We start from the raw sequence: 25,716 nt of genomic DNA on the forward strand, positions 1-25,716 counted from the left end.
GCCTGCTTATAACAGGGAAACGATGGTTCGATGAAGGCGGTGGAAGCCCAAGCCTTCACAACAAATGGCGAAAGCGCCGAAGGGAGAGTTGCGGATGATCGAGGACGGCAAGATTTTCATCGGCGCGAGCCGCAATCCCGACGACAGCATCAACAAGCCGGAATATCTCGACCTGAAATTCGGCAACCGCCACGGCTTGGTGACGGGCGCCACCGGCACCGGCAAGACGGTGACGCTGCAGGTGCTGGCCGAAGGTTTTTCGCGGGCCGGCGTGCCGGTCTTTGCAGCCGACATCAAGGGCGATCTTTCCGGTATCGCCGCCAGGGGCGAGCCCAAGGATTTCCTCACCAAACGGGCCGAGCAGATCGGCTTTGCCGATTATGAATTCGATCAGTTTCCGGTGATTTTCTGGGATCTGTTCGGCGAAAAAGGCCATCGCGTGCGCACCACCGTCGCCGAGATGGGGCCGCTGCTGCTCGCCCGGCTGATGGATGCCTCCGAACCGCAGGAAGGCGTCATCAACATAGCCTTCAAGCTCGCCGATCAGGCCGGGCTGCCGCTGCTCGATCTCAAGGATTTCACCTCGCTGCTCAATTATATGGGCGAGAATGCCAGCGAGCTTTCCAGGCAGTACGGGCTGATCTCCAAGGCCTCCGTCGGCTCGATCCAGCGGGCGCTGCTCGTTCTCGAACAGCAGGGTGCGGAGCATTTCTTCGGCGAACCGGCGCTGAAGATCACCGACATCATGCGCACCAGCAATAGCGGCTATGGCCAGATCTCCGTGCTGGCCGCCGACAAGCTGATGATGAACCCGCGCCTTTACGCCACCTTCCTGCTCTGGCTGCTTTCGGAGCTGTTCGAGGAACTGCCGGAGGTCGGCGACCCCGATAAACCGAAACTCGTCTTCTTCTTCGACGAAGCGCATCTGCTCTTCAACGACGCGCCGAAGGTCTTGGTCGAACGCGTCGAGCAGGTGGTGCGGCTGATCCGCTCCAAGGGTGTCGGCGTCTATTTCGTGACGCAGAACCCGCTCGACGTGCCGGAAACGGTGCTCGCCCAGCTCGGCAACCGCGTCCAGCACGCGTTGCGCGCCTATTCGCCGCGTGAGCAGAAGGCGGTGAAGACGGCGGCCGAGACCTTCCGCCCGAACCCGGCCTTCGATTGCGCCACCGTCATCACCAATCTCGGCACCGGCGAAGCGCTGGTCTCGACGCTGGAAGCCAAGGGCGCACCGTCGATTGTCGAGCGCACCCTGATCCGACCGCCCTCCGGCCGCGTCGGCCCGCTGATCGACGGCGAGCGCCAGCAGGTGATGGACAAGAGCCCGGTTCTCGGCATCTATGACGAGGATCTCGACCGCGAATCCGCCTTCGAGATGCTGACGGCGCGCGCCAGGAAGGCGGCGGAAGCCGAGGCCGCCAAGCGGGCGCAGGAGGAAGCGGCCGATCAGCCCGGCACCACCTCCGGCTGGAGCCTGCCGGGCTTCGGCGGCGACGACAGCCGAGGCCGCGGCCAAGCCCGCGGCAGGTCCTCCGGTTACCAGCGCGAAACGGTGGTGGAAGCGGCGATGAAGAGCGTCGCCCGCACGGTGGCAACCCAGGTCGGCCGGGCTCTGGTGCGCGGGATCCTGGGGAGCTTGAAGCGGTAGGTCTGAGTCCCTTCTCCCCAGCGGGGGACCAACGGACGGGTTGAGACCCGCGGCTCAACCCAGGTACTGATGCCGGGAAGCAGATGAGGGGTAAGCGGCAGAGCCGCGAATGCGCTGAGCGCAAGCGAAGGGCAATGACTGGTGTGCCGTGCGGGCCCCTCATCCGACCCTTCGGATTACCGACCTGGGGTCGAGCCACAGGTCTCGACCCGGGGAGAAGAAGAAGCAAGATCGCTCTCTGCTGCCCAATTGGCTGCGTCGCCTTGAACCGAAAGCCTTCATTCCCTAAATTACCCGCCATCGATCATTTCAACAGGATGTGTGCCGCAATGGATTTCAACCCGATCGCAACGCCAGTTCGCCTTGCCAACGGGGAAGTCCATATCCATGCCTGCATCCATCACTCTCTCCCAAATTTCGTGGGCCACGCCTGACGGGCGGTCGCTTTTTTCCGATCTCGATCTCAGTTTCGGCAGGGACCGCAGCGGTCTTGTCGGACGCAACGGCGTCGGCAAGACGACGCTGCTGAAACTCGTCTCCGGCGATGTCCAGCCGAATTCCGGGTCGATATCGGTCAACGGCAGCCTCGGGGTGCTGCGTCAAAGCGTTCAGGTCGCAGCCGATGAAACCATCGCCAATCTCTTCGGCGTGACAGGGGCGCTCGAGCTTCTTCGTCGTGCCGAAGCCGGCGAGGCAACGGCCGACGAGCTGACCTCGGCGGACTGGACGCTTCCGGCGCGGATCGCAGCCGCGCTCAACCGGACGGGGCTCGACGCGGAGCCGCAGACGCCGCTTGCCGCACTTTCCGGCGGGCAGCGCACACGCGCCGCGCTTGCCGCGCTCATCTTCAGCGAGCCGGATTTCCTGCTGCTCGACGAACCCACAAACAATCTCGACCGCGAAGGCCGCGCAGCGGTGATCGCGCTGATTTCAAGCTGGCGGGCCGGCGCGGTCATCGTCAGCCATGACCGGGAATTGCTCGAAAGCGTCGACCAAATCGTCGAACTGACCTCGCTCGGCGCGACGCGCTACGGCGGCAACTGGAGCCATTACCGAGAGCGCAAGGCCCTCGAGCTTGCCGCCGCGCGACATGATCTTGCCGAAGCCGAAGGGCGCATGGCGGAGGTTGCCAGGAAGGCGCAGGCGAATGTCGAGCGTCAGGCACGCAGGGACAGCGCCGGGCGGAAGATGGCAGCCAAGGGCGGCATTCCGCGCATCATGCTCGGCGGCATGAAGGAGCGGAGCGAAACCACCGGCGGCGACAATACGCGCCTTGCCGAACGACGGCGCACCCAGGCCTTTGAAGAGGCAAGGGCGGCGCGCGAGAAGATCGAGATCCTGCAGCCTCTGTCGGTGAGCTTGCCGACGACCGGGCTGCCGGCCAGCAAGATCGTGCTGAAGATCGACGGCGTGACGGCAGGTTACCGGCCGGACGATCCCGTCATCGACAATCTCTCCTTCGACGTGACGGGGCCGGAACGCATCGCCATCACCGGGCCGAACGGCTCGGGCAAGACGACGCTGCTCGCGCTGATCACCGGCGAGCTGGAAGCCTGGGCCGGCACGGTCGCGGTGATGACCGGTTTCGCGATGCTCGACCAGAAGGTCAGCCTGCTCGATCCGTCGGCTTCGATTCGTGACAATTTCCGCCGGATCAATCCGCAAGCCGATGAAAACACCTGCCGGGCCGCGCTTGCCCGCTTCATGTTCCGGGCCGATGCTGCATTGCAGAGGGTTTCGACCCTCAGCGGCGGCCAATTGCTGCGCGCCGGCCTTGCCTGCACGCTCGGCGCCGCGCCGCCGCCGCTGCTGATCCTCGACGAGCCGACCAACCACCTGGACATCGACTCGATAGCAGCGGTCGAGGCGGGTCTCAGCGCCTATGACGGGGCGCTGCTCGTCGTCAGCCATGACGCAACGTTTCTCGAGAACATCGGCATAACGCGGCGGCTTGAATTGTGCGGCGGCGATGCGGGCGGCTGATTTCAGGAGAGCAGCAGCGCCCTCCACCACCGGCACCTCCCATTCCCTGCCCGCCTATAAGAGCGCGGCCTCCCCCAACCGAGGCCCGAGAGGGCGTAGCCTCGAAGCACGCCGCAGCATTGCTTCCTGCATCCTCAATCTCGATTGCTCCACTAGCCCGTTTCGCCGGAAAAGGCTTCATGTCGCCTATTCGAGAGCGATGCCATACTTGCAATACATAACGCATTCAACCTATTGATAGCCACCGCGGCGGCTTGGGGGGGAAGGGTCATGACTATGGAAGAGGCGATCGGGCATCGCGCAGCCCAAAAGTGGAGCCTTTGGAGAAGCGCCAATATTGGCATGGCGTTAGCGCTGTCATTTTGTTACTTCAGGTCGCGAACGGTCGAGGCTTTGTACTCGCAAACTACGCCCACACTCGGAGTGCGGAAACGATTAGCGCTTTAGGTGGACAGGCTCTCGCCGCACCACTACTATTTGTTGTGATTGCAGCCATACGAAATCTTTTCAAAAGGGGACAAGCTAAGCCGAACGCAAGTGCCATTCGGGGGCAATCACCTTCGCGGCGCTCTTTGTCACAATTTTCGTCGGCCTTTTACCTACGGAGAGTTTGTGTTCTCTCGCGACGAAGCAATTGGTGGCGAAGCTCGACAATCATTCATAGCTGACGCCCAATTTGCGTGCGTTCAGAAGCAGGCCTCACTCAACCAAGCTATTACCCAGCAGCAAATCCAAACCTATTGCTCCTGCATGACCGAGAAGATGGCTGACGCCACGACGTACAAACAATTGGGCACTGAACTGGCTGCCAAAGACCTCGCGGACCTGCAGCAAAAGGTTGTAGCAATAAGTAACCTTTGCCGCCAATGACTTCTGAAGGGCGCAATGCTGGTGCAGATATGGTGAGCCATTGCGATGCTTCTGATAACGATGGCGCTCCTGATTCTCGACGAGTCGACCGACCATCTCGACATCGACTCGATATCAGCGGTCGAATGACGGGGCGCTCATCGTCGTCAGCCAGGACGAGATGTTTCTGCAAAACATCGGCATAACGCGGTGGGGAGAGCAGCAGCGCCCTCCACCACCGGCACCTTTCATTCCCAAACAGGCTGTGAGAGCGCGGCCCCCTCCAACCTCCCCCATGCTGAGGTGCGAAGCCCACGGGGCGTAGCCTCGAAGCATGCCACAATATTGCTTCCTGCACTCCTCGGACGCGGCCTCCCTTGCCTCATTTTGTTGGCAATGGTATTTCCATTCTGCAACCCTTTCGAGAAAGGAGGATCACGCCATGCAGTATTATTTCCGGTTTAATCGCCAGCGTGGTCCCGTCGACGCCCTGCAAATGCGTTTGCAGGGCTGACCAGAGACCGTTCCCGACATCTCTTCCTGGTCTGCCCTTCGTGGCCAATGCGGCGCCGTCTCCAAGCTGCGCGCGCATTTCTGTAACGTCCCGGTGAAAGGCGCAATTCCGTGATGGCTGATGCCCCGGATGCCGCGCTCCCGGTCAAGACCAGAGAACGATCATGACCCTTATCAATATCCGCAATCTCGGCGTGACGCTGGGCAATCCGCTATTTTCCAAGCTCAACCTCGTCGTCAATGCCGGCGACCGCATCGGTCTCGTCGCCGCCAATGGGCGGGGGAAATCGACGCTGCTCGCCTGCCTTACCGGCGCGCTCGAACCGAGCGAGGGCGAAATCACCAGAGCGCGCGGGCTGACCGTCGGCCATGTGTCGCAGAATGTGCCGGCCGCCCTCTTCGACACGCCATTCCAGGATGCGGTGCTGCAGGCTCTGCCGGCCGATCAGGCCGAAAGCGAGAGCTGGCGCGTCGACATCGTGCTGGAATCGCTGGAGGTGCCGGAGGCCATGCGCGGCCGGCCACTGAAGCAGTTGAGCGGCGGCTGGCAGCGGCTTGCGATGCTGGCCCGCGCCTGGGTGAGCGAACCCGACGTGCTGCTGCTCGACGAGCCGACCAACCATCTCGATCTCGAAAAGATCGCGCAGCTGGAGGGCTGGCTGAATGCTCTGCCGCGCGACGTGCCGGTGATCCTGTCCAGCCATGACCGCGCCTTTCTCGATGCGACGACCAACCGGACGCTGTTCCTGCGGCCGGAGCAATCGCCGGTCTTTGCGCTTCCCTATTCCAGGGCGCGCGCCGCCCTCGACGAGGCCGATGCCGCCGAAGCGCGGCGCTACGAGCGCGATATGAAGACGGTGGAACAGCTGCGCAAGCAGGCCGCCAAGCTCAACAATATCGGCATCAATTCCGGCAGCGACCTGCTCGTCGTCAAGACGAAGCAGCTGAAACAGCGGGCGGAGAAGCTGGAGGATGCGGCAAAACCGGCGCACCTGGAGCGCTCGGCCGGCGCCATCCGGCTTGCCAACCGCGGCACGCATGCCAAGGTGCTGGTGACGCTGGAGGATGCAGCGGTGACGACGCCGGATGGAACGCTGCTCTTCAGGACCGGCCGGCAATTCATCTGCCAGGATGACCGCATCGTGCTCCTCGGCCTCAACGGCGCCGGCAAGTCGCGGCTGGTCTCGATGCTGAGACAGGCGATCGAAAGGCCGGAGACGGCGCCAAGCGGGATCAAGGCGACGCCGTCGCTCGTTCTCGGCTATGGCGACCAGGCGCTTGCCGATCTTGCCGACGGCGATACGCCGATCGGCACGATCATCCGCCGCTTCGATGTCGGCGACCACAGGGCGCGCGCCCTGCTGGCCGGCGCCGGCATGACGATCGACATGCAGACAAAACCGATCGGCCAGCTCTCCGGCGGCCAGAAGGCACGGCTCGGCATGTTGGTGCTGCGGTTGACGGAACCGAACTTCTATCTGCTCGACGAGCCCACCAATCACCTCGACATCGAGGGACAGGAAGCGCTCGAAAGCGAGCTGATGGCGCATGAGGCGAGCTGCCTGCTGGTATCGCACGACCGCAGTTTCGTGCGGGCGGTGGGCAACCGCTTCTGGCTGATCGAGAAGAAGCGGCTGGTGGAAGTGGAGAGCCCGGAAGGGTTTTTTGCTTCGGTGGCGAGTGGCGGTTGAGCGTGTACCGTGCCGCCCCCTCATCCGCCTGCCGGCACCTTCTCCCCGCTGGGGAGAAGAGACTCGCTGTTAGGTCGCAGGGTGGCTCGTAGGCGGAGAGGAAAAGCCGCGACACCCCTTCTCCCCAGCGGGGAGAAGGTGCCGGCAGGCGGATGAGGGGGCCGGGGGCACGACCCCAAACGCAGCCCAAACCTACCGCTTCGGCGCCACCAGGCAGAAGAAGGCGCCCTGCGGGTCGGTGGCCTGGATGATCCAGCTGCCGCCCGGGACCTCCATCGGTCCGTTGACGACCTTGCCGCCGCCCGAGGTGACGCGTTCGATCGCGGCATCGAGGGCGGGCACGATGAAATAGTAGCACCAGAAGGTCATCGGCATGTTGTCGGGCTTGGTCATCATGCCGCCGGTCTGCCGGCCGTTATGGGCGAAGATGTAGTAGACGCCCATCGGGCCCATGTCCATTTCGCTGTCCTTGGTCCAGCCGAACTGCTTGGAATAGAAGGCCAGTGCCTCTTCGCCATTTCCGGCATAGAGTTCGCGCCAGCCGATATTGCCGGGCGCGTCGAAGGCCAGTTCCGGCGGGGATTTGTCCATCGGCGCCGGCGTCATGATGCAGAGCACCGCGCCATGCGGATCGGCGACGACGGCGAAGCGGCCGACGCTCGGGATGTCTTCCGGCGGACGGCGCACCGCGCCGCCATTGGCGGCGAAATCCTTTGCCGACTGATCGACATCGTCGACGCCGACATAACCCGTCCAATTCGGCGGAATACCCGTGCCTTCGAGTTCGGCCGGAAACTCCATCAGGCCGGCAACGCCGATGCCGTTCGCCTCGAAGATCGTATAGGTCGGCATGCCCTCGACCTTCATCTCGGAGGTGGTCCAGCCGACGACGGAACTGTAGAATTTCGCGGCGGCTGACGTGTCGGGGGTCATCAGCTCGCACCAGATGAACTTTCCATGCGTCTTGGACATAGAACTCTCCCTTTTCTGACGCCTCTGCGATGCTTGCGGCGCCGTGATTTTCAGATCTTGCGGGTGTAATGGACTTCCATGAACTGCTTCCAGGAGCCGTCGGCCTGCCTGGCGCTGGAGGTGAAGGTGCGGTGATCGGCGTTGATGAAGGTGATCTGCTCGCGGTAATCGGCCAGGCCCTCGCCATTGAAGTCGGGTCCTGTCGTATAGAGGTCGAGCACGTTGCCGGAGGCATCGACCTCGCCTTCATAGACCCACATGTAGTCCATCATCGAGCCGATCCAGCTGCCGACATACTTGCCTTTGTCGGCGTTGTAGCCGAGCGTCAGGATCGTAGTGGCCTGCTTGCCGTCGGGCATGCGGCCGTGCCCTTCGGCGACGAACCAGATGCCGTGCAGCGAGCGGACGGTCTCCGTCCAGTCGTCGCCGCCGCCCATCTCGGGTGCGGTGACGCTCCACTCGCCGACCAGTCTTTCCAGGAAGGAATGTTCCTTCAGCACTTCAGCCGTCTTCATCATCCTCTTCTCCCTTCAGGTGATGGCGACGCCTGTTCTTAGAGCATGGCGTCGTCCGGAAACCGCCCCACGGATTTCGGCATCATGTGCCTGCTCAGTGACAGCAGGATGGCGCCGTTTGAGCATCCTCATATTCGTCATGGCGGCGCACGAAATTCATCGTGCCCTGCTCGTTGCGGCCCTTCGGCGCGCGGTCGAGGATCATCAGGGTGCCGATCAGTTCCTCCGGCCCGCGGGCATAACTCGAATAGGTATGGAAGACCTCGCCCTTGTCGTTGCGGTAGAAGGCGCTGAGGCCCGGCAGTTCGTCATGGGCCTCAGCCGGCTCGATAGCAGTGAAATTGTAGAAGACCTTGTCTTTGGCAAGGTCCTCCGGGCTGAAAGAAACGTGATAATCGAAATTGAAATCGCTGCCGAAGGATGAGACCCAGGGAAATTTCCAGCCCATCCGCCTTTTGTAGGCGGCGATCTTTTCAAGCGGCGCGCGCGAGACGGCGACCCAGGTGACGTCGTGATGGTTGAGATGCGGCAGGGCGCCGTCGACATGATCGGCGAGGAAGGAGCAGCCGGGGCAGCCGGCCTCCCAGTCCGGACCAAGCATGAAATGATAGATCAGTAGCTGGCTGCGACCGTCGAAGAGATCGGCGAGCGACCTCTTTCCCTCTGGCGTATCGAAGGCATAGTCCTTGTCGACCCTCACCCAGGGCAGCGCCAGGCGGGCGGCGTTGACGCTGTCACGCAGCCTCGTCGCCTCCTTTTCCTTCAAGAGCAGGGCGCGACGGGCCGCGAGCCATTGCTCGCGGGAAACAACTTCGTTCTGCATCGGATGCGCCCTCCTCCGGCGCTTGCCGGTGAAGCCGGCAACATCTCCTTCTCCTTGACTAAATAGATTGAAATCAATATAAAATGGCCATGTCAAATTCGGTTGAAATTCCTTTCTCTACAACGCTTCTGGTGCGCGACACCTGCCTCTGCCTGCATGCACAGCGAGCGGCGCGCGCGCTCGCCCGGCTGTTCGACGACGCGCTGCGGCCCACCGGGCTGACCAACGGGCAGTTTTCGCTGATGATGTCGCTGAACCGGCCGGAGCCGCCGCCAATGGGGCCGGTCGCAGCCCTGCTCGCCATGGACCAGACGACGCTGACGGCGGCCTTGAAGCCGCTGCAGCGCAAGGGCTGGGTGATGGTGATGGAAAATCCGAGGGACAGGCGCGGCCGGCTGCTTGCGCTCACCGGCGAAGGCAAGGCGGCGCTGGCAAACGCGCTGCCGATCTGGAAAGAGACGCATGCGATGCTTGACGGCAGATTGCCGGACGGCGGCTCCGCGCGGCTGCGGCAGGAGTTGCTGGCGGTGTCAGGGAGTGGTGAGGCGCCGAAGCCGGCCGCTCGCCAGTCCCGCAAAAACGAACGGACAACGGCCGGGTAGAGCGAGCCGAACCTCGCCTTCGATCCACGAGAAATCGCGTCGTTCACGCCATGCAACCGGAGTCGGCGCGCGTGGGTGCTCGGGTCGAGCCCGAGCACGACGGAGGTTGGGGGTAGGTATTGGCTGGAGGCGAGAGGCCTCCCCTTGCTCCGTCGTCCTCGGGCTTGACCCGAGGACCCATGCGATGATCGCTGCGTTCACGTCAGCATCAAGACAAGCAGCGGCCCCGACCGAAGCCGAAGGCCATCCCGTCAGTTTTGCTGAACGCGCCTGGATCAGGCAACCGTGACCGGAACCTCGGTCGAGGTGCGCATGGCGTGGCTGTAGGGGCAGACGATATGGGCTGCGGCGGCGAGCTTTTCGGCTGTTTCGCGGTCGAGGCCGGGAATATTGACGGTCAGGGCCACTTCGATGCCGAAGCCGGTGCCGTCTTCGCGCGGGCCGATGCCGACCTTGGCGGAAACCGTCGTTTCCTCGGAAATCTTGACCTTCTGCTGGCCCGCGACAAATTTCAGGGCACCGAGGAAGCAGGCGGAATATCCGGCGGCGAAAAGCTGCTCGGGATTGGTGCCGGTCGCGCCGTCGCCGCCGAGTTCCTTGGGAACGGTCAGCGTCACGTCCAAGACGCCGTTATCGGAAACGGCGCGGCCGGCGCGGCCGCCGGTGGCAGAGGCTTGGGTCGTATAGAGAATAGGCATGACAATCTCCTTTGGTTGGTCCTTCGATCGGGGTTGGATTTTTAATATCGCACAATTAACTTGTACGCAAGTGAATTTTGCAAATTGCATTTCGGCGTCGAAAGGAAGACAATCGCAGCCTTAGGGCAGGACGATTTTAGGCTGGTCCGGCCCAAAATCTGAATCCTGCTCTACGTTAAAGTGAGAGCGTGATGTCATGAGAAAACCGCTCACACTTTTCGGCATCATGCTCGGGGGTGGTGGAGATGAAAGCGCAAACGGCAAAGACGATGGAGATACCGGAAGAGGAGAAGCGGCTGGAAAAGCAGCTGTGCTTCGCGGTCTACGCGACGGCGCATGCCTTCACCCGTGCCTACAAGCCGATCCTCGACAGGGTCGGCCTCACCTATCCGCAATATCTGGTGATGCTGGTGCTGTGGGAGCGCAGCGAGCTGCCGGTGAAGACCATCGGCGAGCAGCTGGATCTCGATTCCGGCACGCTGTCGCCGCTGTTGAAGCGACTGGAACAGGGCGGGCTGATCAAGCGCATCCGCGACCTGCGCGACGAGCGGCAGGTGATCGTGTCACTGACGCCGAAGGGCCAGGCGATGAAGGGAGAGGTCGATACGATCATGACGGCGATCGGGCAAGCTGCCGGCTGCACGCTGGAGGAGCTGGGGCAGATGCGCGACATGCTGCATCGGCTGCGCGGCAATCTCGGCCGGGCCGGCGCCGCCGGCGGCTGAAGCCTCCTGTCGGGCCTTTCGCCGAATTACGGCCGCCGCTGAGCGGATTTGGCCGGTGACCGGCGCTTCTTTGCCGGCGCCGCTTCCGCTCCGGCTTCGGCCGCCTGCTGCAGGCGCAACGCCTTCAGCTTTTCCGTCTTCTTGTCGCGGGCCGAGGCTTCGGCCGCGATGATGGCGCGCGCCGTCTGATCGGTCGCTTCCGCCTTGTCGCGGGGCGACAGCTTGGCGGGATTGAAGAATTCTTCCTTGGTGGCGGTCATATGCCCCTTTCTCAGGTGCTGGCGATTTTGAGCCACGGCCGGGCCGCGATCCCGCGGCCGGGCCGTTGTTCACGTTGGCCGCGATCCCGCGGCCGGGTTAGCGGGCGCGAAGAACCTTTTTCGGTGCCGGCAGCAGGCCTTCACGCTGCATCTTCTTGCGGGCAAGCTTGCGCTGGCGGCGAATGGCCTCGGCCTTTTCACGGGCGCGTTTCTCGGAGGGCTTCTCGAAGGCGCTGCGAGCTTTCATTTCCCGGAACAGGCCTTCCCGCTGCATCTTTTTCTTCAGCACGCGCAGTGCCTGATCGACGTTGTTATCCCTGACGAGTACCTGCAAAGTGATATCCTTTCTTCGGCGGCAAGGCCGCACGGTCCATAGTGAAAGCGGCTTTACTTCCCGATCCTGATGCTCGAAAGCTTCAACCAGGGTTCGGCGCCGCCGGCTTTGGCCACCACCTCTGGGGCGGCCCGGGACAACGATTTCCCGGTGTCAATGTCGGCCTCGGTGATGCGGCGTTCAAAATTCTCCGCGTCGAATTGGACGCGATATTGCACATGTCCATGATCGTTGGGAAGGACGCCGGCGATCCGGCACCGCTTTTCGGCTTCCGCGGTGCGGGTAAGGCCGGATTTCAACACGATCATGTCGCCGATTTTGTAGTTTGGTCTGCCCATTCGGCGCACCTTCAACCCTTCGGCTGTTTGTTCGATTGGCCAATCGAAGGCCACAGTGAAAACAAAAAGGCCGGGCGGACCCGACCTCTTCCCGTCACTCTGCCCTTCCGCCGGCAAGTTGATCAGCGCGCTGCCAGTACATCCGTGGTCAGCTCGCTGGCACATTCTTGCCAGTCAAAATGCTACAGCAGCTGCAGCTCGTCTGAAAGACGCGGCCGCTGCAGGCGAATGACAAATCATGCGGCCTGAAGGTTGTCGGCCGCGTTCTTGCCCGAGCGCTTGTCGCGAACGAGGTCGTAACGGACCTTCTGACCTTCGGTGAGCTCGCGCATGCCAGCGCGTTCGACTGCCGAAATGTGAACGAAAACGTCCGTGGAACCATCATCGGGCTGGATGAAGCCAAAACCCTTGGTGCCGTTGAACCACTTGACCACGCCTGAATTCATAACGATTTCCTTTCAACCGTTGGAGTGAAGCCGGGGAACGTTGTCCCACGAGCAATATCGATGCTGAGAGGAGATCTGACGAAGCGCGATCGCGCAGCACAAGCAATATTCGATAGGCACCATGTAGGCTTTTTACCGAATTAAGCAATGCTATTTTGAAAATAAAACTTTTCCGGGCAGAGCAACGACGCCCGGAATAGCAGGCAGAGGCGGCCGGCTGGCGACCGCCCCGTCGGAATCACTGCCAGACGACGATCGGCGCCTTCGTCGGAACGCGATCATAGAGATCGATAATATCCTGGTTCAACAGCCTGACGCAGCCCGAGGAGACGGCCTTGCCGATCGAGCGCCAGTCGGGGTTCCCGTGCAGGCGGTAGAGCGTGTCCTCGCCGTTCGAGAAGATATAAAGCGCACGGGCGCCGAGCGGGTTCTTCAGCCCGGGCTCCATGCCGCCGTTCTCGATCGAATATTTGACCAGTTCCGGCTGGCGGGCGACCATCTCGTTCGGCGGCTTCCAGCGCGGCCATTTCTGTCGCCACTGGATGACGCCCGACCCCTGCCAGGCAAAACCTTCGCGGCCGATGCCGACGCCGTAACGCATCGCCATGCCATCGGCTTGGACGAGATAGAGGAAACGCGACGGCGTGTCGACGACGATGGTGCCGGGCGGCTGACCGGTTGGATCGAGAACGCGCTGGCGATAGTAGCGGGGATCGATCTCTTCGTAGGGAACGGCGGGAATGAGGAAGCCGCCGTCCTCGACTGGGCCGTACATGACGGCAAGCTCAGGCCCGCTCGGCACGCTCGAGGCTCCCGGCGACTGGAACAGGCGCATCGGCGAGCGGTAGATGATCGACGTGTCGCCCGATCTTACGGTGTTGGCGGAAGAGGCGCAGCCGGTGAGCGCGGAGGCGGCGGTCAGTGCCGAAAGGGAGAGAAAGCTGCGGCGGGAAAGATGTCTATCGGAACTCATGACGCGGGACTGATTTCCTGTTGATGCGGGAATCCATTACGACATCATGAAATCTATCGGCTTGCGCCAAATAAACCATAGCTTCACGCAGACGTGTTCCTGATGGAGCCGACGATATGAAGAGCGCTGTTGCAGCGCTACATCACAACGATCTCGGCCTTGGCAGGCAGGCGGTCGTAGAGATCGACGACATCCTGGTTCAGCATGCGCACGCAGCCCGACGAGGTGGCCTTGCCGATCGACTGCCAGTCGGGCGTGCCGTGGATGCGATAGAGCGTATCCTGGCCGTCTTTGAAAATATACATGGCGCGGGCGCCGAGCGGGTTCTGCAGTCCGGGATTCATGCCGCCGTTTTCGACCGAAAAGGCGCGAACCTCGGGCTGGCGGGAGACCATTTCGACCGGCGGCGTCCAGCGCGGCCACTTCTGCTTCCACTGGATGACGCCGCGGCCCGACCAGGCGTAACCGTCGCGGCCGAGGCCGACGCCATAACGCATCGCCTTGCCATTGCCCTCGACGAAATAGAGGAAACGCGCCTTGGTGTCGACGACGACCGTGCCCGGGCGTTCGGTCGTCTGATAATCGACCTCCTGGCGCAGGAATTGCGGCTGCACGCGGCTGACCGGAATTGACGGCAGCGTGAAATCCTCGTCGCGCAGCTCGCCATACATCGCCGCATGCACTGGATTGGTGACCGGCAGGCCGTAGGTCTGGTGGAACTGGGTCTTGTAGAGTTCGCGCGTCTGCGGCACCGGCTGATCGGGGATCGGCCGCACGCGGCCGGGATCGACGCCGGGCGGCTGATAGAAGACCGGCGAGGTTTCCTGGACGAAGCGGGCGGGCGAATCGGCGGCGACATCGGGAATGAGGATGTTGCAGCCACTGAGCGAGGCAGCGACTATCACGAGCCCGGCAATCGGGAAGACCCGGCGCAGAAAATTCATCGAACCACCCTTATCAACGATCGGCGAGACAGCGATATCTGCCGCGACGATGGCATCCGCGGCTGGCGCGAGGCTGGTGTCGGGGAGGAAAAATCAGGAAGACTTGAACCCGCCCTCTGGCTGCGGGTTCCTGGGCGCGCCGAAAAATCAGGCCGCCACGCCGTGGAAGAAGCGGATGCTCTGGGCGATCTCGGCCGGCAATGCCGAGGTGTGGTTGCCGGCGACGGTTTCGGTTTCGATGTGGGTGCCGGCGGCGCGGGCGCGGCGGGCGAGCAGGTCGGCGCGGTCGTTGAAATGCGCCTCCTCCGTGCCATGGAGGACCCGGACGGGACATTTGAAGCTGTGGGCGTAGCAGAGCGCCGAACGCACCTCGAATTCATGCCTGTTGCTGTCGTCGAAGCGGATGTCCTGGGGATAGCGGCTGAAGAAGCGGAAGGCATTGGGATTACCCGATATCGGCGCGGCGGCACGAAATTTATGGGTGCTCATCGCCGTCAGCATGGTCAGCGTGCCGCCGATGCTGTGGCCGGCGATAAACAGGCGTCCGGGATCGACGCCCGGCAAATGCGCCAGGCGTTCGGCAGCGGCGAGAACGTCGTCGACCTCGTCGTAAAATCCTGAGAAATTGCCCCTCTGGCCGTTTTCGCCGCGCAGCGACGGCATCATCACGACATAGCCGGCATCCATATAGGGCTTCATCAGCTGCCAGTGGCCGATGCCCATGGCATTGCCGCCATGCAGGAAAAGAACTGCAGGCTTGGCCGTGCGCTCGCGCTTGTATTTCGACACCCAGGCGGCCAGCTCCAGCTCGCCGCCATAGCCGGAACGGTAGAAGATCTTCTCGGCGTCGGCAGGCGCGGCCAGCGGTTCGTATTTGTCGGGCGCCGGCCCCTTCTGCAGCAGCTTCGTGCGAAAACGGCGGCGAACCTCGGCATAGTCGTGCCTGGCAAGGCGTGGTTCTTCCGGGACATCGAAGGCGGCCGCCATGCGCGGCAACACCAGCGCTCCGGCTAGACCCGCCAGCACGGCACGGCGTTGGCGGAAAAAGGAATTTCGTTCATGCGAGCTCATGACGCGGCACCCAAAATCATTTCCCCGGCCGACAAGATGTGCACCGGAAAACGCGCTGCCGCCAATACACATCCTGTTGAAATTATCGCCCTGCGTCATTGTTGCGCAGGCGGCCCGACTCAGCCGGGTTTAGCGTCGATCATGGCGATCAGCGTGCGCAGCCGGTCGGCCTCGTAGGGCGGCTTGTCGGGACGAAGGCGGGCGATGCGGGGGAAGCGCATGGCGACGCCTGATTTGTGCCGGGTCGAGCGGTTGATGCCCTCGAAGGCGACCTCGACGACGAAGCCGAAATCCCGGTCGGCCCGCACGGCCCGCACCGGGCCGAACCGCTCCGTCGTATTGTTGCGCACGAACTTGTCGAGCAGCTCGAGTTCGGCATCGGTGAAACCGAAATAGGCCTTTCCCACCGGCACCAGCTGCTCGCCGTCCTCGTCGTCGGCCCAGACGCCGAAGGTGAAGTCGGAATAGTAGCTCGAGCGTTTGCCGTGGCCGCGCTGGGCATACATCAGCACCGCATCGACGTTATAGGGATTGCGCTTCCACTTGAACCAGGGACCCTTCATGCGGCCGGCCTGGTAGATGCTGTCGCGGCGCTTGATCATCACGCCTTCGATGACGGGATCGGGCGGCGCGGCGCGCAAAGCGTCGAGCTCTTCCCAGGATGAGAAAGGCACGAGCGGCGACAGATCGAAACGATCATGGGGGGCGCGATCGATGATCTCAGCCAGGCGATCGCGGCGATCCACATAGGTGTGGCCGCGAATGTCCTCCTCGCCGTCAAACAGCAGGTCATAGGCGCGGATGAAGGCGGGGTAGTCGTCGAGCATCCTCGCCGTCACCGTCTTACGGTTCAACCGCTGCTGCAGGTCGGAGAATGTGCGGGTCGGGCTGTTGGAGCGGGCGGTGCCGCCGACCAAGAGCTCGCCGTCGACAACGCCGGAAAAATCGATCGCCTCGAGAATGTCGGGAAAGGCGCCCGAAATGTCGTCGCCGGAGCGGGAATAGATCTTGCGCCGGTCGCCGGAGCGGGAAAGCTGGACGCGGATGCCGTCCCATTTCCATTCTGCGGCATAGTCGGCCGGGTCGAGGGCGGTAAGATCGCCCTCCTCCACTGCATTGGCGAGCATGACGGAGTGGAAGATCGCCGGCGTCGCCAGCGCCGGTTTCTCGCCGCCGCCCGCCAGCCACGCGAACAATGTCTCGTAAGGCGGCTGCAGGCCGTGCCAGAGGGTTTCGATCTCGGTAACGTCCTTGCCGCCGAGGTCGGCGAGCGCCTGTTTGGCAAGACGGGCGGAGACGCCGATGCGCATGGCGCCGGTCGCCAGTTTGATGAAGGCGAAGCGGCCGGAGGAATCCAGCCGGTCGAGCAGGTCGCGGACATAGCCGCGCACTTCGGTGCGCCCGAGCCCGTTCATGCGGGTGACGACCTCGCCGAGGCGCGGCTGGGAAAGGGCCGAGCGGTCGATATCCCGCTCATTGTCCCAGACCAGCGAGATGGTTTCGGCGAGATCGCCGACATAATCATAGGAATAGCGGAACAGCACCTCGTCCATGCGCTCCAGCACCAGCTCGCGCAGCATGGCCGGCTTGACGTTGCGCACCTCCAGCGTGCCGGCAATGGCGGCCAGGCCATAGCCGCGGTCTGGATTGGGCGTATCGCGGAAATAGTCGGTCAGCAGCTTGAGTTTGCCGTTGCGGCTGGGCGTCAGCACCAGGCGGTCGAGGAGGTCGGCGAAGGCTTTCATGCGGGCCTCCGGGCTTGGGAAGAAGACCCCTCCCCAACCCCTCCCCACAAGGGGGAGGGACTAACTCGTGGCGCTGCCCTGCCCTTTTTCGACTTCAGCGTTCCCGGGGGTGATTTTGCAGTGGGATGGCGCGGCAGATCTAGCCCCTCCCCCTTGTGGGGAGGGGTTGGGGAGGGGTTTTGATCCACCACACCGCTCATCTCAATCCGCCTCGTCTTCATAGCCCACGAGATGCAGCGGTTTCGCCTTGATGCCCTGCAATTGGCACCAGCGCACCAGCGCCTCCTCGCGGCCGTGGGTTACCCAGACCTCGGCCGGGTGCAGCTCACGGATCGTTTCTGTCAGCTCCGGCCAGTCGCAATGGTCGGAGATGACGAGCGGCAATTCGACGCCGAGCTGTTTGGCGCGCTGGCGCACCAGCATCCAGCCGGAGGCGAAGGCCGGCAGCGGTTCGTTGAAGCGGCGCGCCCATCGATCGGCGAAGGCCGAGGACGGGCCGATGACGACGGCGCCCTTGAAGGCGGATCTGTCGCGGCTTTCGATGGTCGCCGGCAGCAGCTCGCCGAGATCGATGCCCTCGCCGACATAATAGTCGCAGAGTTTTTCCATGGCGCCGTGAATATAGATCGGCTCGGCATAACCGGCGTCGCGCAGCAGGCGGATGACGCGCTGGGCCTTGCCCAGCGCATAGGCGCCGACCAGATGCGTGCGCTCCGGAAATTGCCTGAGCGAGGCCAGCAGCTTGCCGGTTTCGTCCATCGGATCGGGATGGTGGAAGACCGGCAGGCCGAAGGTCGCCTCGGTGATGAAAACATCGCAGGCAACCGGCTCGTAGGCCGCACAGGTCGGGTCGGGGCGTCGCTTGTAATCGCCGGAGACGACGATGCGGGTGCCGTTCCTCTCGATGGCGATCTGGGCCGAGCCGAGCACATGGCCGGCGGGATGAAAGCTCACCTTGACGCCGTTGATCAGCAGTTCCTCGCCGAAACCGGCAATCTGCTCGCTGGCGCAGAAGCCGTCGCCGTAGCGCAAACGCATGATGTCGAGCGTCTGGCGGGTGGCGAGCACGTTCACGTGACCGGGCCGGGCGTGATCGGAATGGCCGTGGGTGACGAGCGCCCGTTCCACCGGCCGCACAGGATCGACATAAAATCCGCCTTCCGGGCAATAGAGCCCTTCCGGGGCGGGATAAAGCAGGGCGTCAGCTCTCATGCAGCAAGAGATAGCGGCAAATGGACGCGAGGCCAGAGGGAGCGATTCATCAAGGAAGCCCGTCGAGGAAGGACAGCACTGCGGCGTTGAACTCGGCCGGCCGCTGCAGCGGCGCAAAGTGGCTGACGCCCCTGAGATAGATCATCTGAGCGTCTGGAATGCTGCGGGCGAGATATTCGGCATGCTCGGGCTTGATGAACTCGTCGTGTTCGCCGAGCACGATCGCAACCGGCACGCCGATGCGGCCGAGGTCTTCGGCCTGATAATTCGGCTCCGTGCGCATCATCAGGCTCACCGCCTCGACGAAGCCATTGAAATCGTCCGGCGTGGCGGACAATGCCGCATAATCCTTGGCGTGACGGCTGAAGCATCGGTCGATGACCGGCGTCGGATTAAATTCCAGCGTGCCGCTCGGATCCATGTTGCAGGCGAAGAAGAACACGCCCTCGACACGCGACGGCGCCGCCGCGGCGAGGATCAGGGCGATGCAGGCGCCGTCGCTCCAGCCGACGAATGCCGCCTGTTCCAGAGAGAGTTCGTCCATGACCGCAAGGACGTCGGCGGCCATCAGCTCATAGGTATAGGGACGGGCATCGCGCGTGCTGCGGCCATGACCGCGGCTGTCGATCAGCACGACGCGGCGGCCACCTTGGAGCAGCGCCGGGACCTGATAGCCCCAGTTGCCGCTATGACCGAGGCCGCCGTGCAGCAGGATGACGGCCGGCCCGGCGCCGTAGCTCGCATACCAGATGCGGGCGCCCTCGCGCCCGACATGGCCTTCGACTGCGGCCGGCGGCAAGGGGGCAGCGCCTTGGGCTTCGAAATGGATGAGCTCGTCGTCGTGTCGTTCCATGGCGATGACAGTCCTTTCGGGTTTATAGGCGGCCAGCATAGAAAAGCCGGAAAACAGCCCAAGAACAACCGGAATCGCTTTCTAGCTGTTGCGTCCTTCGATGCAATCAGGGGGAGCAACATGGGCAGGAGGCTTTTCTATTGCGCCGGCGCAATCGCGCTCGCCGCGGCCGGGATCTACCTCAACAATACCAGCCTTTTGGCGGAGCACCGTTCGGGTAAGCCGGTGCTGCTCGCCCATCGCGGCATCGCCCAACGCTTCGACGAGACCGATTTGAAGAATGACACCTGCACGGCGAGCCGCATGCTGCCGCCGAAACATGATTATCTCGAAAATACCATCCCCTCGATGCAGGCGGGCTTTGCGGCCGGCGCCGATATCGTCGAGATTGACGTGCACCCGACGACGGACGGGCAATTCGCCGTCTTTCACGACTGGACGCTCGACTGCCGCACCGACGGCCACGGTGTCACTCGCGAGCATTCGATGGAGGAGATGCGGAAGCTCGACATCGGCTATGGCTACACCGCCGATGGCGGCAAGACCTTTCCGTTCCGCGGCCGCGGCATCGGCATGATGCCGACGCTGGCGCAAGTGCTGTCGACCTTTCCGGATCGGCGTTTCCTCATCAACGTCAAGAGCCGCGATCCGTCCGAGGGCGAAAAGCTCGCCGTCGTGCTCAACGGGCTTTCCACCGGGCGACGGGCCGAGATCATCGTCTACGGCGGCGACGAACCGATCGACGTCATCCGCCGGCGCGTGCCCGATATCAAGACCGCCTCGCGCCAGAGCCTGAAGGGCTGCCTCACCGGCTATATCGGCTATGGCTGGACCAGCCTGCTACCGGATGCCTGCAAGCAGCGGATGATGCTGGTGCCGATCAATATCGCGCCCTGGCTCTGGGGCTGGCCGGACCGTTTCCTCAACCGGATGGCGGATGCCGGCACCGAAGTTTTCGTGCTCGGCCCTTATCGAGGCGGTGAATTTTCCACCGGTATCGAGGACCCCGCGCAGTTGGCGCGACTGCCGCAAAACTATGCGGCAGGCATTTGGACGAATGAGATCGAGACGATCGGACGGCTCCTGGAATGAGGCGGAGCGCCACTCGCCTCAGAACTCCTCCCAGTCGCCGCCGGCGACTGCCGCGTTGCCATGGAAGGCTGCGCCCACTTTTGCAGCCATTGCCCGCGGCGCCGATGCGACGGGCCTGGAAGCGGCAGTTGCCACGGCGGGGCGCTGCTGGCGTGAGGCTGGGCCGCCGATATTGAACTGGCCCAGCAGCTGGAAAAGCGCGTCGGCTTCCTTGGCGAGGCTATGTGCGGCAGCCGTCGATTCCTCGACCATAGCGGCGTTCTGCTGCGTGCCCTGGTCCATGGTGTTGACCGCGGTGTTGATTTCCTTCAACCCCGTCGCCTGCTCCTTTGAACTCTCGACGATCGCAAGAACATTGCTGTTGACCTGCTGAACCTGGGCGACGATCTCTTCGAGAGCCTTGCCGGTTTCGCCGACCAGCGTCACTCCGCTCTTCACATGCTCGTTGGAGGCCCCGATCAGCTCCTTGATCTCCTTTGCCGCCTTGGCCGATCTCTGAGCAAGCTCGCGAACCTCTTGCGCGACCACCGCAAACCCCTTGCCGGCATCGCCCGCGCGCGCCGCCTCGACGCCCGCGTTCAGCGCCAGGAGATTGGTCTGGAAGGCGATTTCGTCGATGACGCCGATGATGTTGCCGATCTCTGCGGACGATGTCTCGATCTTGCCCATCGCATCGACGGCGCTGCGGACCACCGCGCCGGAACGCTCGGCATTCTCGCGAGTTCTTCGAACCAGCTGGCCGGCTTCCTGGGCGCGGTTGCTCGAATCAGAGACCGTTGTGGTGATCTCTTCAAGGGCGGCTGCGGTTTCCTCGACGGAAGCCGCCTGCTGTTCCGTACGCTTCGACAAATCGTCGGAGGCTGAACGAACCTGCTGGGCGCTGGCAGCGATGCCCGTTGCGTTTTGAGCCACGACCTGCATCGCTGTGCGCAGCTTGGTGGCCGCTGCATTAAAATCGGTGCGGAGCCTTTCCAGTGTCGGAATGAATGGCGTTGCGACCTCCTGGGTCAAATCGCCGCCGGCCAGGCCCATCAAAGACGCCGCCAGCTGATCGACATTGTTGACGCGGGCAGTAACGTCAGTCGCGAATTTGACGACCTTGAACACCCTGCCGTTCATGTCGAGGATCGGATTGTAGGTGGCCTGGATGTAGATCCTTTTGCCGCCCTTGCCGATGCGCAGGAACTCATCCGCCACGAATTCACCCGCTGCCAGGCGCTCCCAGAACCGCCGATAATCCTCGCTGTTTGCATAGGCGCTCTCGCAGAACATGGAATGGTGGCGGCCCTGGATATCGGCAAGCTGATAGCCGAGCGCCGACAGGAAATTCTCGTTCGCCGTCAGAATCTCTCCTTTCGGCGTGAATTCGATAACAGCCTGGGCGCGCGACAGCGCGTTTAACTTGCCGGCATCTTCGGCGCTCTGCAGTTTCTGCTTGGTGATATCGGTCGCGAATTTCACCACTTTATACGGCTTTCCGCCACTGAAGACGGGATTATAGGAAGCTTCAATCCAGATTTCCCTGCCGCCCTTGCCGATGCGCTTGTATTGGCGCTGATCAAACTCGCCTCGTCTGAGCTTTGCCCAAAACTCGCGATAGTCGGCCGACGAGGCTTCTGCCGGCTCGACGAACATCCGGTGGTGCTGGCCGACAATCTCTGACAATTCGTAACCGAGCGCGGCGCAGAAATTGGCGTTGGCCGTCAGAATCTTGCCGGTGAGGTCAAATTCGATGATGGCCTGTGACCTGCTCATCGCCGCCAGTACGGCCTTGGCATCCGAACCGAAGCCGAATCCTAGTGTCTTCATGCTGTTCCCCTTAACTCAGCTCTTAAGCGAATGACTGCCGCGACCCCACCGGACTTGCGTTGGATGAGCGATCTGGGAATAGAATCCGGTAAATTCTTTAAGTTTCCATTAACCCCACCTTCGCCCAACAGGAGCCCCCGCGCCCCGGCACAAAGGCAGAAGAATTACAAATAAAATCAGTTATTTGAACAAAGATTTTCGGAGGGTCGGCTTCGGCACAGCATGTGCCGGCGGGGATTCCGAGCGTGAAGACAGCGTTTTTTCACCTTTGCCTGCCCTGAAAATTCTAAGAACGGTTTACTCTTTGTTAAGCAATCATCCGCCCCTTATCTTCGTATGTCCGGCGCTGAACGGCCTTTCTGTTTTCCCGCTACAAGTGCATATTCCATCGTCCGTCGAGCGTGCAGAATCATTTTCCGATACGGCCGGATTGCTGGACACGTCAGCCGCGAAGCGCTGGATGCGATTGTTGATCGGAGAAAGACATGATGCTCGAGGATGAGTTCAATCGAATTGAGGAAGTCGCTGCAGGCTTCAAGACGCATTACGAAGTGTTCAAATATATGAAGGGCCTCACACAGGACCTTGGAATGAATGCTTTCCTGTTCATGACACTGCCGACGGTCGACATAGTTGAGATCGGCGCGACCAAGATCATCACCAATTGGCCGGCGGAAATGGTGGATTACTATGATGCCCATAATCTGATGATCGACAGCCCGGTCATCCGCCGGATGATGAGGTCGACCAGCCCCTTCAACTATGATGTCGAAGCGATCAATACCAATCGTGGAGGAGGCAAGAAGTCGACGGTCATCGAGCTGTTCAACCGATATGGCATGGAAAAAGGGGCCTATTTCCCCGTTCACGACGCGGCGGGCGGACGTGGCTCCATGTCGATTTCGGGTTCTCGGAATTTCAGCATGATCGAAATGGCGAAGCTCCTGTTCATCGCCACGCTCATCTATGACCGGCTCTCGCAGCTCACATTGAACGAGAAGCACAAACCCATCGAGTTTACGCGGAGCGAACTGGACTGTCTCAGGCTCACCGCCGGCGGCAGGAAGGGCAACGAAATTGCAAAGCTTCTCGATCTCACCGAAAATGCGGTCAACAATCATATCGGCAGCGTGATCAAGAAGCTCGGATGCACGACGAGAACACAGGCGGTCGTCAGCGCTCTGCGTCTCAATATCATTCGGGTTTAGATTGCGGCGATCAGCAGGCTTATGAAATGACGTTCAGAGGTCCCGCGCCCGCAGCAATGCCGGGATCTCTTCCGGAGAGACGGGCTTGGAAAAGCGATAACCCTGCGCCTCCTCGCAATGCGCCTGCCGCAGGAAATCCATCTGGGCATCGGTTTCGACGCCTTCGGCAAGCACCGAAAGCTTCAGCGTCTGCGCCAGCGAAATCACCGCCGAGGCGATGGCGACGGCGGTCTTGTCGCCCGGCAGCGCCTCGACCAGCGAACGATCCGTCTTCAGCCGGTCGAAGGGGAAGGTCTTCAGCGCCGCAAGGCTGGAATAGCCGGAGCCGAAATCGTCGATCGACAGGCGCACACCGAGCGCCCGCAGCGATGCCATCATCGCAAGCGCGCGTTCGGCATCCTGCATCACCACGCTTTCGGTGACCTCGAGCTCCAGCCAATGGGATTGCAGGCCGTGGCGCTCCAGCGCCTCGGCGACATGGCTTGCGAAATCCGGATCGGCGAATTGCTTGGCCGAGACGTTGACGGCGATCGTCAGCGGCGTCAGGCCCAAATCCTGCCAGGCGCGCGCCTGGCGGCAGGCCTCGTTCAGCACCCAGAGCCCGAGGGGAACGATGAGGCCGGTCTCTTCGGCGAGCGGGATGAAATTGACCGGCGGCACCCTGCCCTTGGCCGGATGGTTCCAGCGGACCAGCGCCTCGATGCCGGTGATGCGGCCGGTGGCGACATCGACCTGCGGCTGATATTCGAGGAACAGCTGATCGCCTGTTATCGCCTGGTGGAGCTCCTCCTGCTCGCCGAGCGGCATGCCGACCGGTGTGCCGGCGCCATCGTGATGCTGCAGCGTATTGCGGCCGAGCTGCTTGGCCCGGTACATGGCGCGATCGGCATTGGCGAGGAGCTCTTCGGCGGTTGCGCCGTCGACGGGGAAGGCGGCAACGCCGATACTCGAGGTGATGGCGATGTCACCGCTCTCGCCGCGCATCGGCCGGTTGATCGCCTTCTGCAATTCGCGCAGGCGCCGCGCGATGCCGGCGTCGTGGCTCGACTGGTGGACGAGCACCACGAGGAATTCGTCGCCGCCGAGCCGCACCACCATATCCGAGGCGCGGACGCTGTTGGCCATGCGGGTGGCGATCTCCTTCAGCACTTCGTCGCCGGCGGCGTGGCCGCGGCCGTCATTGACGTCCTTGAAATTGTCGAGATCGATATAGGCGACGGTGACCTTGCGATTGTTGCGCCGGGCCTGATCGAGGATGCTGGCCAGCCTTTCCTTCAGGAAGGCGCGGTTCGGCAGGCCGGTCAAATCATCATGATGAGCCATGAAATGGATGCGGTCATCGACGCGCTTGCGCTCGATGGCGATGCCGGCGATGTGCGTGGCGAGCGCCACCAGCTTCATCTCATGCTCGCTGGGACGGCGGACTTCCCTGGAATAGAGGGCGAAGGTGCCGAGCACATTATTCTCAGAGGTGGCGATCGGCGTCGACCAGCAGGAGCGGAAGCCGAAGGGGGCAATCAGCGCGCGGAAATCCTCCCAGAGCGGATCGCTCATCACGTCTTCGACGATCACGGTCTGGCCGCGCCAGGCGGCCGTGCCGCAGGAGCCGACCTTGGGGCCGATGGTGACGCCGTCGATCAGGCGGCTGTAGCCGCCGGGCAGATTGGGAGCTGCCCCGTGATAGAGCCTGGTGCCCTCGCTGTCGAGCAGCAGCACCGATCCGTCGATGCCGGTCAGCTGCGCCTCGATCATCAGCACCAGCGCTTCGAGGATCATCGGCAACGGCTCGTTGCGGGCGATCATTTCGAGCAGTTTCGCCTGGCCGCGATGGAGATCTTCCTGGAGCTTGCGTTCGGTGATATCGCGGGAAACACCGATCAACCCGATGATTTCGCCGCGATCGTTGCGCAGCGGAATCTTCGACGTCAGCCGGCAGACCGGCCTGGGGCTGCCGGGAAGAACGACCGTTTCCTCCATGTCGATCCGGGCCTGGCCGGTCGCCATGATCTGCTGCTCAATGTCGAAATGACGGCGCGCCACCTCGAATTCGAACAGGTCAAAATCGCGCTTGCCGGTGATCTCATCGGCGCTCTTGAAGCCAAGGTTGCTGGCGGTGACGGCGTTGGCGAAGACGAAGCGGCTGTCGCGATCCTTGACGTAGAGGAAATCGGGCAGTTCGTGGATGATCGCCTTCAGGCGCAGGTTCTCGACGCCATCGGAGAGGTGGTGGGCGCTCGAGGCCATCATCGCCTCGGTCGCGGCGACGAAGCGCCGCGTCTCGGCCGTCAGAGCCTCGGGCGATTCCCATCGCCTGGCACTCGTTTCGTGCATGACGCCATTTCTCCCCGGCCCCGCAATCGTCATTTCCCTTCAAAGTAGTCCCGAAGTCCTTCGGCTTGCTTAAGTGATAGA

Annotated in this window: 25 protein-coding genes; 8 read left to right on the forward strand and 17 right to left on the reverse strand. The window is 62.5% G+C overall.

The features are described 5' to 3' along the window. The first annotated feature begins 94 nt into the window (after positions 1 to 94). Positions 95 to 1,648, forward strand: coding sequence for a helicase HerA-like C-terminal domain-containing protein (locus EFR00_RS23430; RefSeq protein ID WP_077994763.1), 1,554 nt, complete (start codon positions 95 to 97; stop codon positions 1,646 to 1,648). Positions 1,649 to 2,035: 387 nt separating this feature from the next. Beyond that, positions 2,036 to 3,631: an ABC-F family ATP-binding cassette domain-containing protein gene (locus EFR00_RS23435; RefSeq protein ID WP_077994761.1), complete on the forward strand. Its 1,596-nt coding sequence runs from the start codon at positions 2,036 to 2,038 to the stop codon at positions 3,629 to 3,631. Between the two features lie 699 nt (positions 3,632 to 4,330). Here the strand turns inward: EFR00_RS23435 and EFR00_RS33135 are convergent. Continuing rightward, positions 4,331 to 4,597: a hypothetical protein gene (locus tag EFR00_RS33135; RefSeq protein WP_164519009.1), complete on the reverse strand. Its 267-nt coding sequence runs from the start codon at positions 4,595 to 4,597 to the stop codon at positions 4,331 to 4,333. 560 nt (positions 4,598 to 5,157) lie between these two features. Here EFR00_RS33135 and EFR00_RS23445 point away from each other — a divergent pair. Then, entirely contained in the window at positions 5,158 to 6,684 is a 1,527-nt protein-coding gene (locus EFR00_RS23445) for an ABC-F family ATP-binding cassette domain-containing protein (protein ID WP_077994760.1), read from the forward strand. Positions 6,685 to 6,876: 192 nt separating this feature from the next. On the opposite strand, the gene EFR00_RS23450 is transcribed toward EFR00_RS23445, so the two are convergent. The 3 genes from EFR00_RS23450 to EFR00_RS23460 all read right to left on the reverse strand — a co-directional run bounded on the left by EFR00_RS23450 (position 6,877) and on the right by EFR00_RS23460 (position 8,994). Continuing rightward, a complete protein-coding gene (locus tag EFR00_RS23450; RefSeq protein WP_077994759.1) occupies positions 6,877 to 7,656 on the reverse strand; it encodes a VOC family protein in 780 nt (259 codons plus the stop codon). Between the two features lie 50 nt (positions 7,657 to 7,706). After that, on the reverse strand, positions 7,707 to 8,174 hold the full coding sequence (locus EFR00_RS23455; RefSeq protein ID WP_009985829.1) for a DUF1579 domain-containing protein: 468 nt from the start codon (positions 8,172 to 8,174) through the stop codon (positions 7,707 to 7,709). A gap of 91 nt (positions 8,175 to 8,265) precedes the next feature. Then, a complete protein-coding gene (locus EFR00_RS23460; RefSeq protein ID WP_077994758.1) occupies positions 8,266 to 8,994 on the reverse strand; it encodes a DUF899 domain-containing protein in 729 nt (242 codons plus the stop codon). 89 nt (positions 8,995 to 9,083) lie between these two features. Here EFR00_RS23460 and EFR00_RS23465 point away from each other — a divergent pair, with 89 nt between their 5' ends. Next, positions 9,084 to 9,596: a MarR family winged helix-turn-helix transcriptional regulator gene (locus tag EFR00_RS23465; RefSeq protein ID WP_077994853.1), complete on the forward strand. Its 513-nt coding sequence runs from the start codon at positions 9,084 to 9,086 to the stop codon at positions 9,594 to 9,596. A 275-nt stretch (positions 9,597 to 9,871) separates the two neighbouring features. Here the strand turns inward: EFR00_RS23465 and EFR00_RS23470 are convergent, their stop codons facing one another. Next, on the reverse strand, positions 9,872 to 10,294 hold the full coding sequence (locus tag EFR00_RS23470) for an organic hydroperoxide resistance protein (RefSeq protein WP_009996695.1): 423 nt from the start codon (positions 10,292 to 10,294) through the stop codon (positions 9,872 to 9,874). 236 nt (positions 10,295 to 10,530) lie between these two features. On the opposite strand from EFR00_RS23470, the gene EFR00_RS23475 reads away from it, so the two are divergent. Next, complete coding sequence (locus EFR00_RS23475) at positions 10,531 to 11,019, forward strand: MarR family winged helix-turn-helix transcriptional regulator (protein ID WP_077994757.1); 489 nt, start codon at positions 10,531 to 10,533, stop codon at positions 11,017 to 11,019. A gap of 26 nt (positions 11,020 to 11,045) precedes the next feature. Here the strand turns inward: EFR00_RS23475 and EFR00_RS23480 are convergent, their stop codons facing one another. The 10 genes from EFR00_RS23480 to EFR00_RS23525 all read right to left on the reverse strand — a co-directional run bounded on the left by EFR00_RS23480 (position 11,046) and on the right by EFR00_RS23525 (position 19,195). Then, the gene (locus EFR00_RS23480; RefSeq protein WP_009996691.1) at positions 11,046 to 11,279 is read right to left on the reverse strand and encodes a hypothetical protein; all 234 of its coding nucleotides are present in this window, start codon (positions 11,277 to 11,279) and stop codon (positions 11,046 to 11,048) included. 97 nt (positions 11,280 to 11,376) lie between these two features. Further along, a complete protein-coding gene (gene rpsU, locus EFR00_RS23485) occupies positions 11,377 to 11,613 on the reverse strand; it encodes a 30S ribosomal protein S21 (RefSeq protein ID WP_009996690.1) in 237 nt (78 codons plus the stop codon). A gap of 53 nt (positions 11,614 to 11,666) precedes the next feature. After that, a complete protein-coding gene (locus tag EFR00_RS23490; RefSeq protein WP_039623135.1) occupies positions 11,667 to 11,951 on the reverse strand; it encodes a hypothetical protein in 285 nt (94 codons plus the stop codon). 236 nt (positions 11,952 to 12,187) lie between these two features. Further along, positions 12,188 to 12,397, reverse strand: coding sequence for a cold-shock protein (locus EFR00_RS23495; RefSeq protein ID WP_004676036.1), 210 nt, complete (start codon positions 12,395 to 12,397; stop codon positions 12,188 to 12,190). 238 nt (positions 12,398 to 12,635) lie between these two features. Next, positions 12,636 to 13,370, reverse strand: a complete 735-nt coding sequence (locus tag EFR00_RS23500) for a L,D-transpeptidase family protein (protein WP_009996687.1) — start codon at positions 13,368 to 13,370, stop codon at positions 12,636 to 12,638. A gap of 137 nt (positions 13,371 to 13,507) precedes the next feature. After that, complete coding sequence (locus tag EFR00_RS23505; RefSeq protein ID WP_077994756.1) at positions 13,508 to 14,314, reverse strand: L,D-transpeptidase; 807 nt, start codon at positions 14,312 to 14,314, stop codon at positions 13,508 to 13,510. Between the two features lie 147 nt (positions 14,315 to 14,461). Then, entirely contained in the window at positions 14,462 to 15,385 is a 924-nt protein-coding gene (locus EFR00_RS23510) for an alpha/beta hydrolase family protein (protein ID WP_038687631.1), read from the reverse strand. Between the two features lie 119 nt (positions 15,386 to 15,504). Next, the gene (locus EFR00_RS23515; RefSeq protein WP_077994755.1) at positions 15,505 to 17,130 is read right to left on the reverse strand and encodes a cisplatin damage response ATP-dependent DNA ligase; all 1,626 of its coding nucleotides are present in this window, start codon (positions 17,128 to 17,130) and stop codon (positions 15,505 to 15,507) included. 201 nt (positions 17,131 to 17,331) lie between these two features. Next, positions 17,332 to 18,342: a ligase-associated DNA damage response exonuclease gene (locus EFR00_RS23520; protein WP_077994754.1), complete on the reverse strand. Its 1,011-nt coding sequence runs from the start codon at positions 18,340 to 18,342 to the stop codon at positions 17,332 to 17,334. Between the two features lie 49 nt (positions 18,343 to 18,391). After that, positions 18,392 to 19,195 carry an alpha/beta fold hydrolase gene (locus EFR00_RS23525; RefSeq protein WP_077994852.1) on the reverse strand — a complete coding sequence of 268 codons (804 nt, stop codon included), beginning with the start codon at positions 19,193 to 19,195 and terminating at the stop codon, positions 18,392 to 18,394. A 120-nt stretch (positions 19,196 to 19,315) separates the two neighbouring features. Here EFR00_RS23525 and EFR00_RS23530 point away from each other — a divergent pair, with 120 nt between their 5' ends. Then, entirely contained in the window at positions 19,316 to 20,287 is a 972-nt protein-coding gene (locus tag EFR00_RS23530) for a glycerophosphodiester phosphodiesterase family protein (RefSeq protein WP_077994753.1), read from the forward strand. Positions 20,288 to 20,305: 18 nt separating this feature from the next. Here EFR00_RS23530 and EFR00_RS23535 read toward each other — a convergent pair whose 3' ends face one another. Then, positions 20,306 to 22,096, reverse strand: coding sequence for a methyl-accepting chemotaxis protein (locus tag EFR00_RS23535; protein WP_077994752.1), 1,791 nt, complete (start codon positions 22,094 to 22,096; stop codon positions 20,306 to 20,308). A gap of 184 nt (positions 22,097 to 22,280) precedes the next feature. On the opposite strand from EFR00_RS23535, the gene EFR00_RS23540 reads away from it, so the two are divergent. Together EFR00_RS23540 and EFR00_RS23545 are read left to right on the forward strand one after the other, a co-directional pair. Then, complete coding sequence (locus EFR00_RS23540; protein ID WP_125461964.1) at positions 22,281 to 22,598, forward strand: hypothetical protein; 318 nt, start codon at positions 22,281 to 22,283, stop codon at positions 22,596 to 22,598. Continuing rightward, the gene (locus tag EFR00_RS23545; protein ID WP_009996341.1) at positions 22,582 to 23,304 is read left to right on the forward strand and encodes a LuxR family transcriptional regulator; all 723 of its coding nucleotides are present in this window, start codon (positions 22,582 to 22,584) and stop codon (positions 23,302 to 23,304) included. The genes EFR00_RS23540 and EFR00_RS23545 overlap by 17 nt, the downstream gene beginning before the upstream one ends. A 33-nt stretch (positions 23,305 to 23,337) precedes the next feature. On the opposite strand, the gene EFR00_RS23550 is transcribed toward EFR00_RS23545, so the two are convergent. After that, the gene (locus tag EFR00_RS23550) at positions 23,338 to 25,635 is read right to left on the reverse strand and encodes a sensor domain-containing protein (protein WP_077994751.1); all 2,298 of its coding nucleotides are present in this window, start codon (positions 25,633 to 25,635) and stop codon (positions 23,338 to 23,340) included. Positions 25,636 to 25,716: the final 81 nt, after the last annotated feature.

This window comes from Rhizobium sophoriradicis, assembly GCF_003939025.1.
GTDB lineage: Bacteria > Pseudomonadota > Alphaproteobacteria > Rhizobiales > Rhizobiaceae > Rhizobium > Rhizobium sophoriradicis.

Coding starts and splice junctions, on each gene's coding strand:
- EFR00_RS23430 (WP_077994763.1), top strand. CDS start 95: ATGATCGAGGACGGCAAGATTTTCATCGGCGCGAGCCGCAATCCCGAC.
- EFR00_RS23455 (WP_009985829.1), bottom strand. CDS start 8,174: ATGATGAAGACGGCTGAAGTGCTGAAGGAACATTCCTTCCTGGAAAGA.
- EFR00_RS33135 (WP_164519009.1), bottom strand. CDS start 4,597: ATGGTCGGTCGACTCGTCGAGAATCAGGAGCGCCATCGTTATCAGAAG.
- EFR00_RS23535 (WP_077994752.1), bottom strand. CDS start 22,096: ATGAAGACACTAGGATTCGGCTTCGGTTCGGATGCCAAGGCCGTACTG.
- EFR00_RS23530 (WP_077994753.1), top strand. CDS start 19,316: ATGGGCAGGAGGCTTTTCTATTGCGCCGGCGCAATCGCGCTCGCCGCG.
- EFR00_RS23445 (WP_077994760.1), top strand. CDS start 5,158: ATGACCCTTATCAATATCCGCAATCTCGGCGTGACGCTGGGCAATCCG.
- EFR00_RS23480 (WP_009996691.1), bottom strand. CDS start 11,279: ATGACCGCCACCAAGGAAGAATTCTTCAATCCCGCCAAGCTGTCGCCC.
- EFR00_RS23460 (WP_077994758.1), bottom strand. CDS start 8,994: ATGCAGAACGAAGTTGTTTCCCGCGAGCAATGGCTCGCGGCCCGTCGC.
- EFR00_RS23470 (WP_009996695.1), bottom strand. CDS start 10,294: ATGCCTATTCTCTATACGACCCAAGCCTCTGCCACCGGCGGCCGCGCC.
- EFR00_RS23500 (WP_009996687.1), bottom strand. CDS start 13,370: ATGAGTTCCGATAGACATCTTTCCCGCCGCAGCTTTCTCTCCCTTTCG.
- EFR00_RS23520 (WP_077994754.1), bottom strand. CDS start 18,342: ATGAGAGCTGACGCCCTGCTTTATCCCGCCCCGGAAGGGCTCTATTGC.
- EFR00_RS23465 (WP_077994853.1), top strand. CDS start 9,084: ATGTCAAATTCGGTTGAAATTCCTTTCTCTACAACGCTTCTGGTGCGC.
- EFR00_RS23510 (WP_038687631.1), bottom strand. CDS start 15,385: ATGAGCTCGCATGAACGAAATTCCTTTTTCCGCCAACGCCGTGCCGTG.
- EFR00_RS23435 (WP_077994761.1), top strand. CDS start 2,036: ATGCCTGCATCCATCACTCTCTCCCAAATTTCGTGGGCCACGCCTGAC.
- EFR00_RS23450 (WP_077994759.1), bottom strand. CDS start 7,656: ATGTCCAAGACGCATGGAAAGTTCATCTGGTGCGAGCTGATGACCCCC.
- EFR00_RS23545 (WP_009996341.1), top strand. CDS start 22,582: ATGATGCTCGAGGATGAGTTCAATCGAATTGAGGAAGTCGCTGCAGGC.
- EFR00_RS23515 (WP_077994755.1), bottom strand. CDS start 17,130: ATGAAAGCCTTCGCCGACCTCCTCGACCGCCTGGTGCTGACGCCCAGC.
- EFR00_RS23505 (WP_077994756.1), bottom strand. CDS start 14,314: ATGAATTTTCTGCGCCGGGTCTTCCCGATTGCCGGGCTCGTGATAGTC.
- EFR00_RS23495 (WP_004676036.1), bottom strand. CDS start 12,397: ATGAATTCAGGCGTGGTCAAGTGGTTCAACGGCACCAAGGGTTTTGGC.
- EFR00_RS23550 (WP_077994751.1), bottom strand. CDS start 25,635: ATGCACGAAACGAGTGCCAGGCGATGGGAATCGCCCGAGGCTCTGACG.
- EFR00_RS23490 (WP_039623135.1), bottom strand. CDS start 11,951: ATGGGCAGACCAAACTACAAAATCGGCGACATGATCGTGTTGAAATCC.
- EFR00_RS23525 (WP_077994852.1), bottom strand. CDS start 19,195: ATGGAACGACACGACGACGAGCTCATCCATTTCGAAGCCCAAGGCGCT.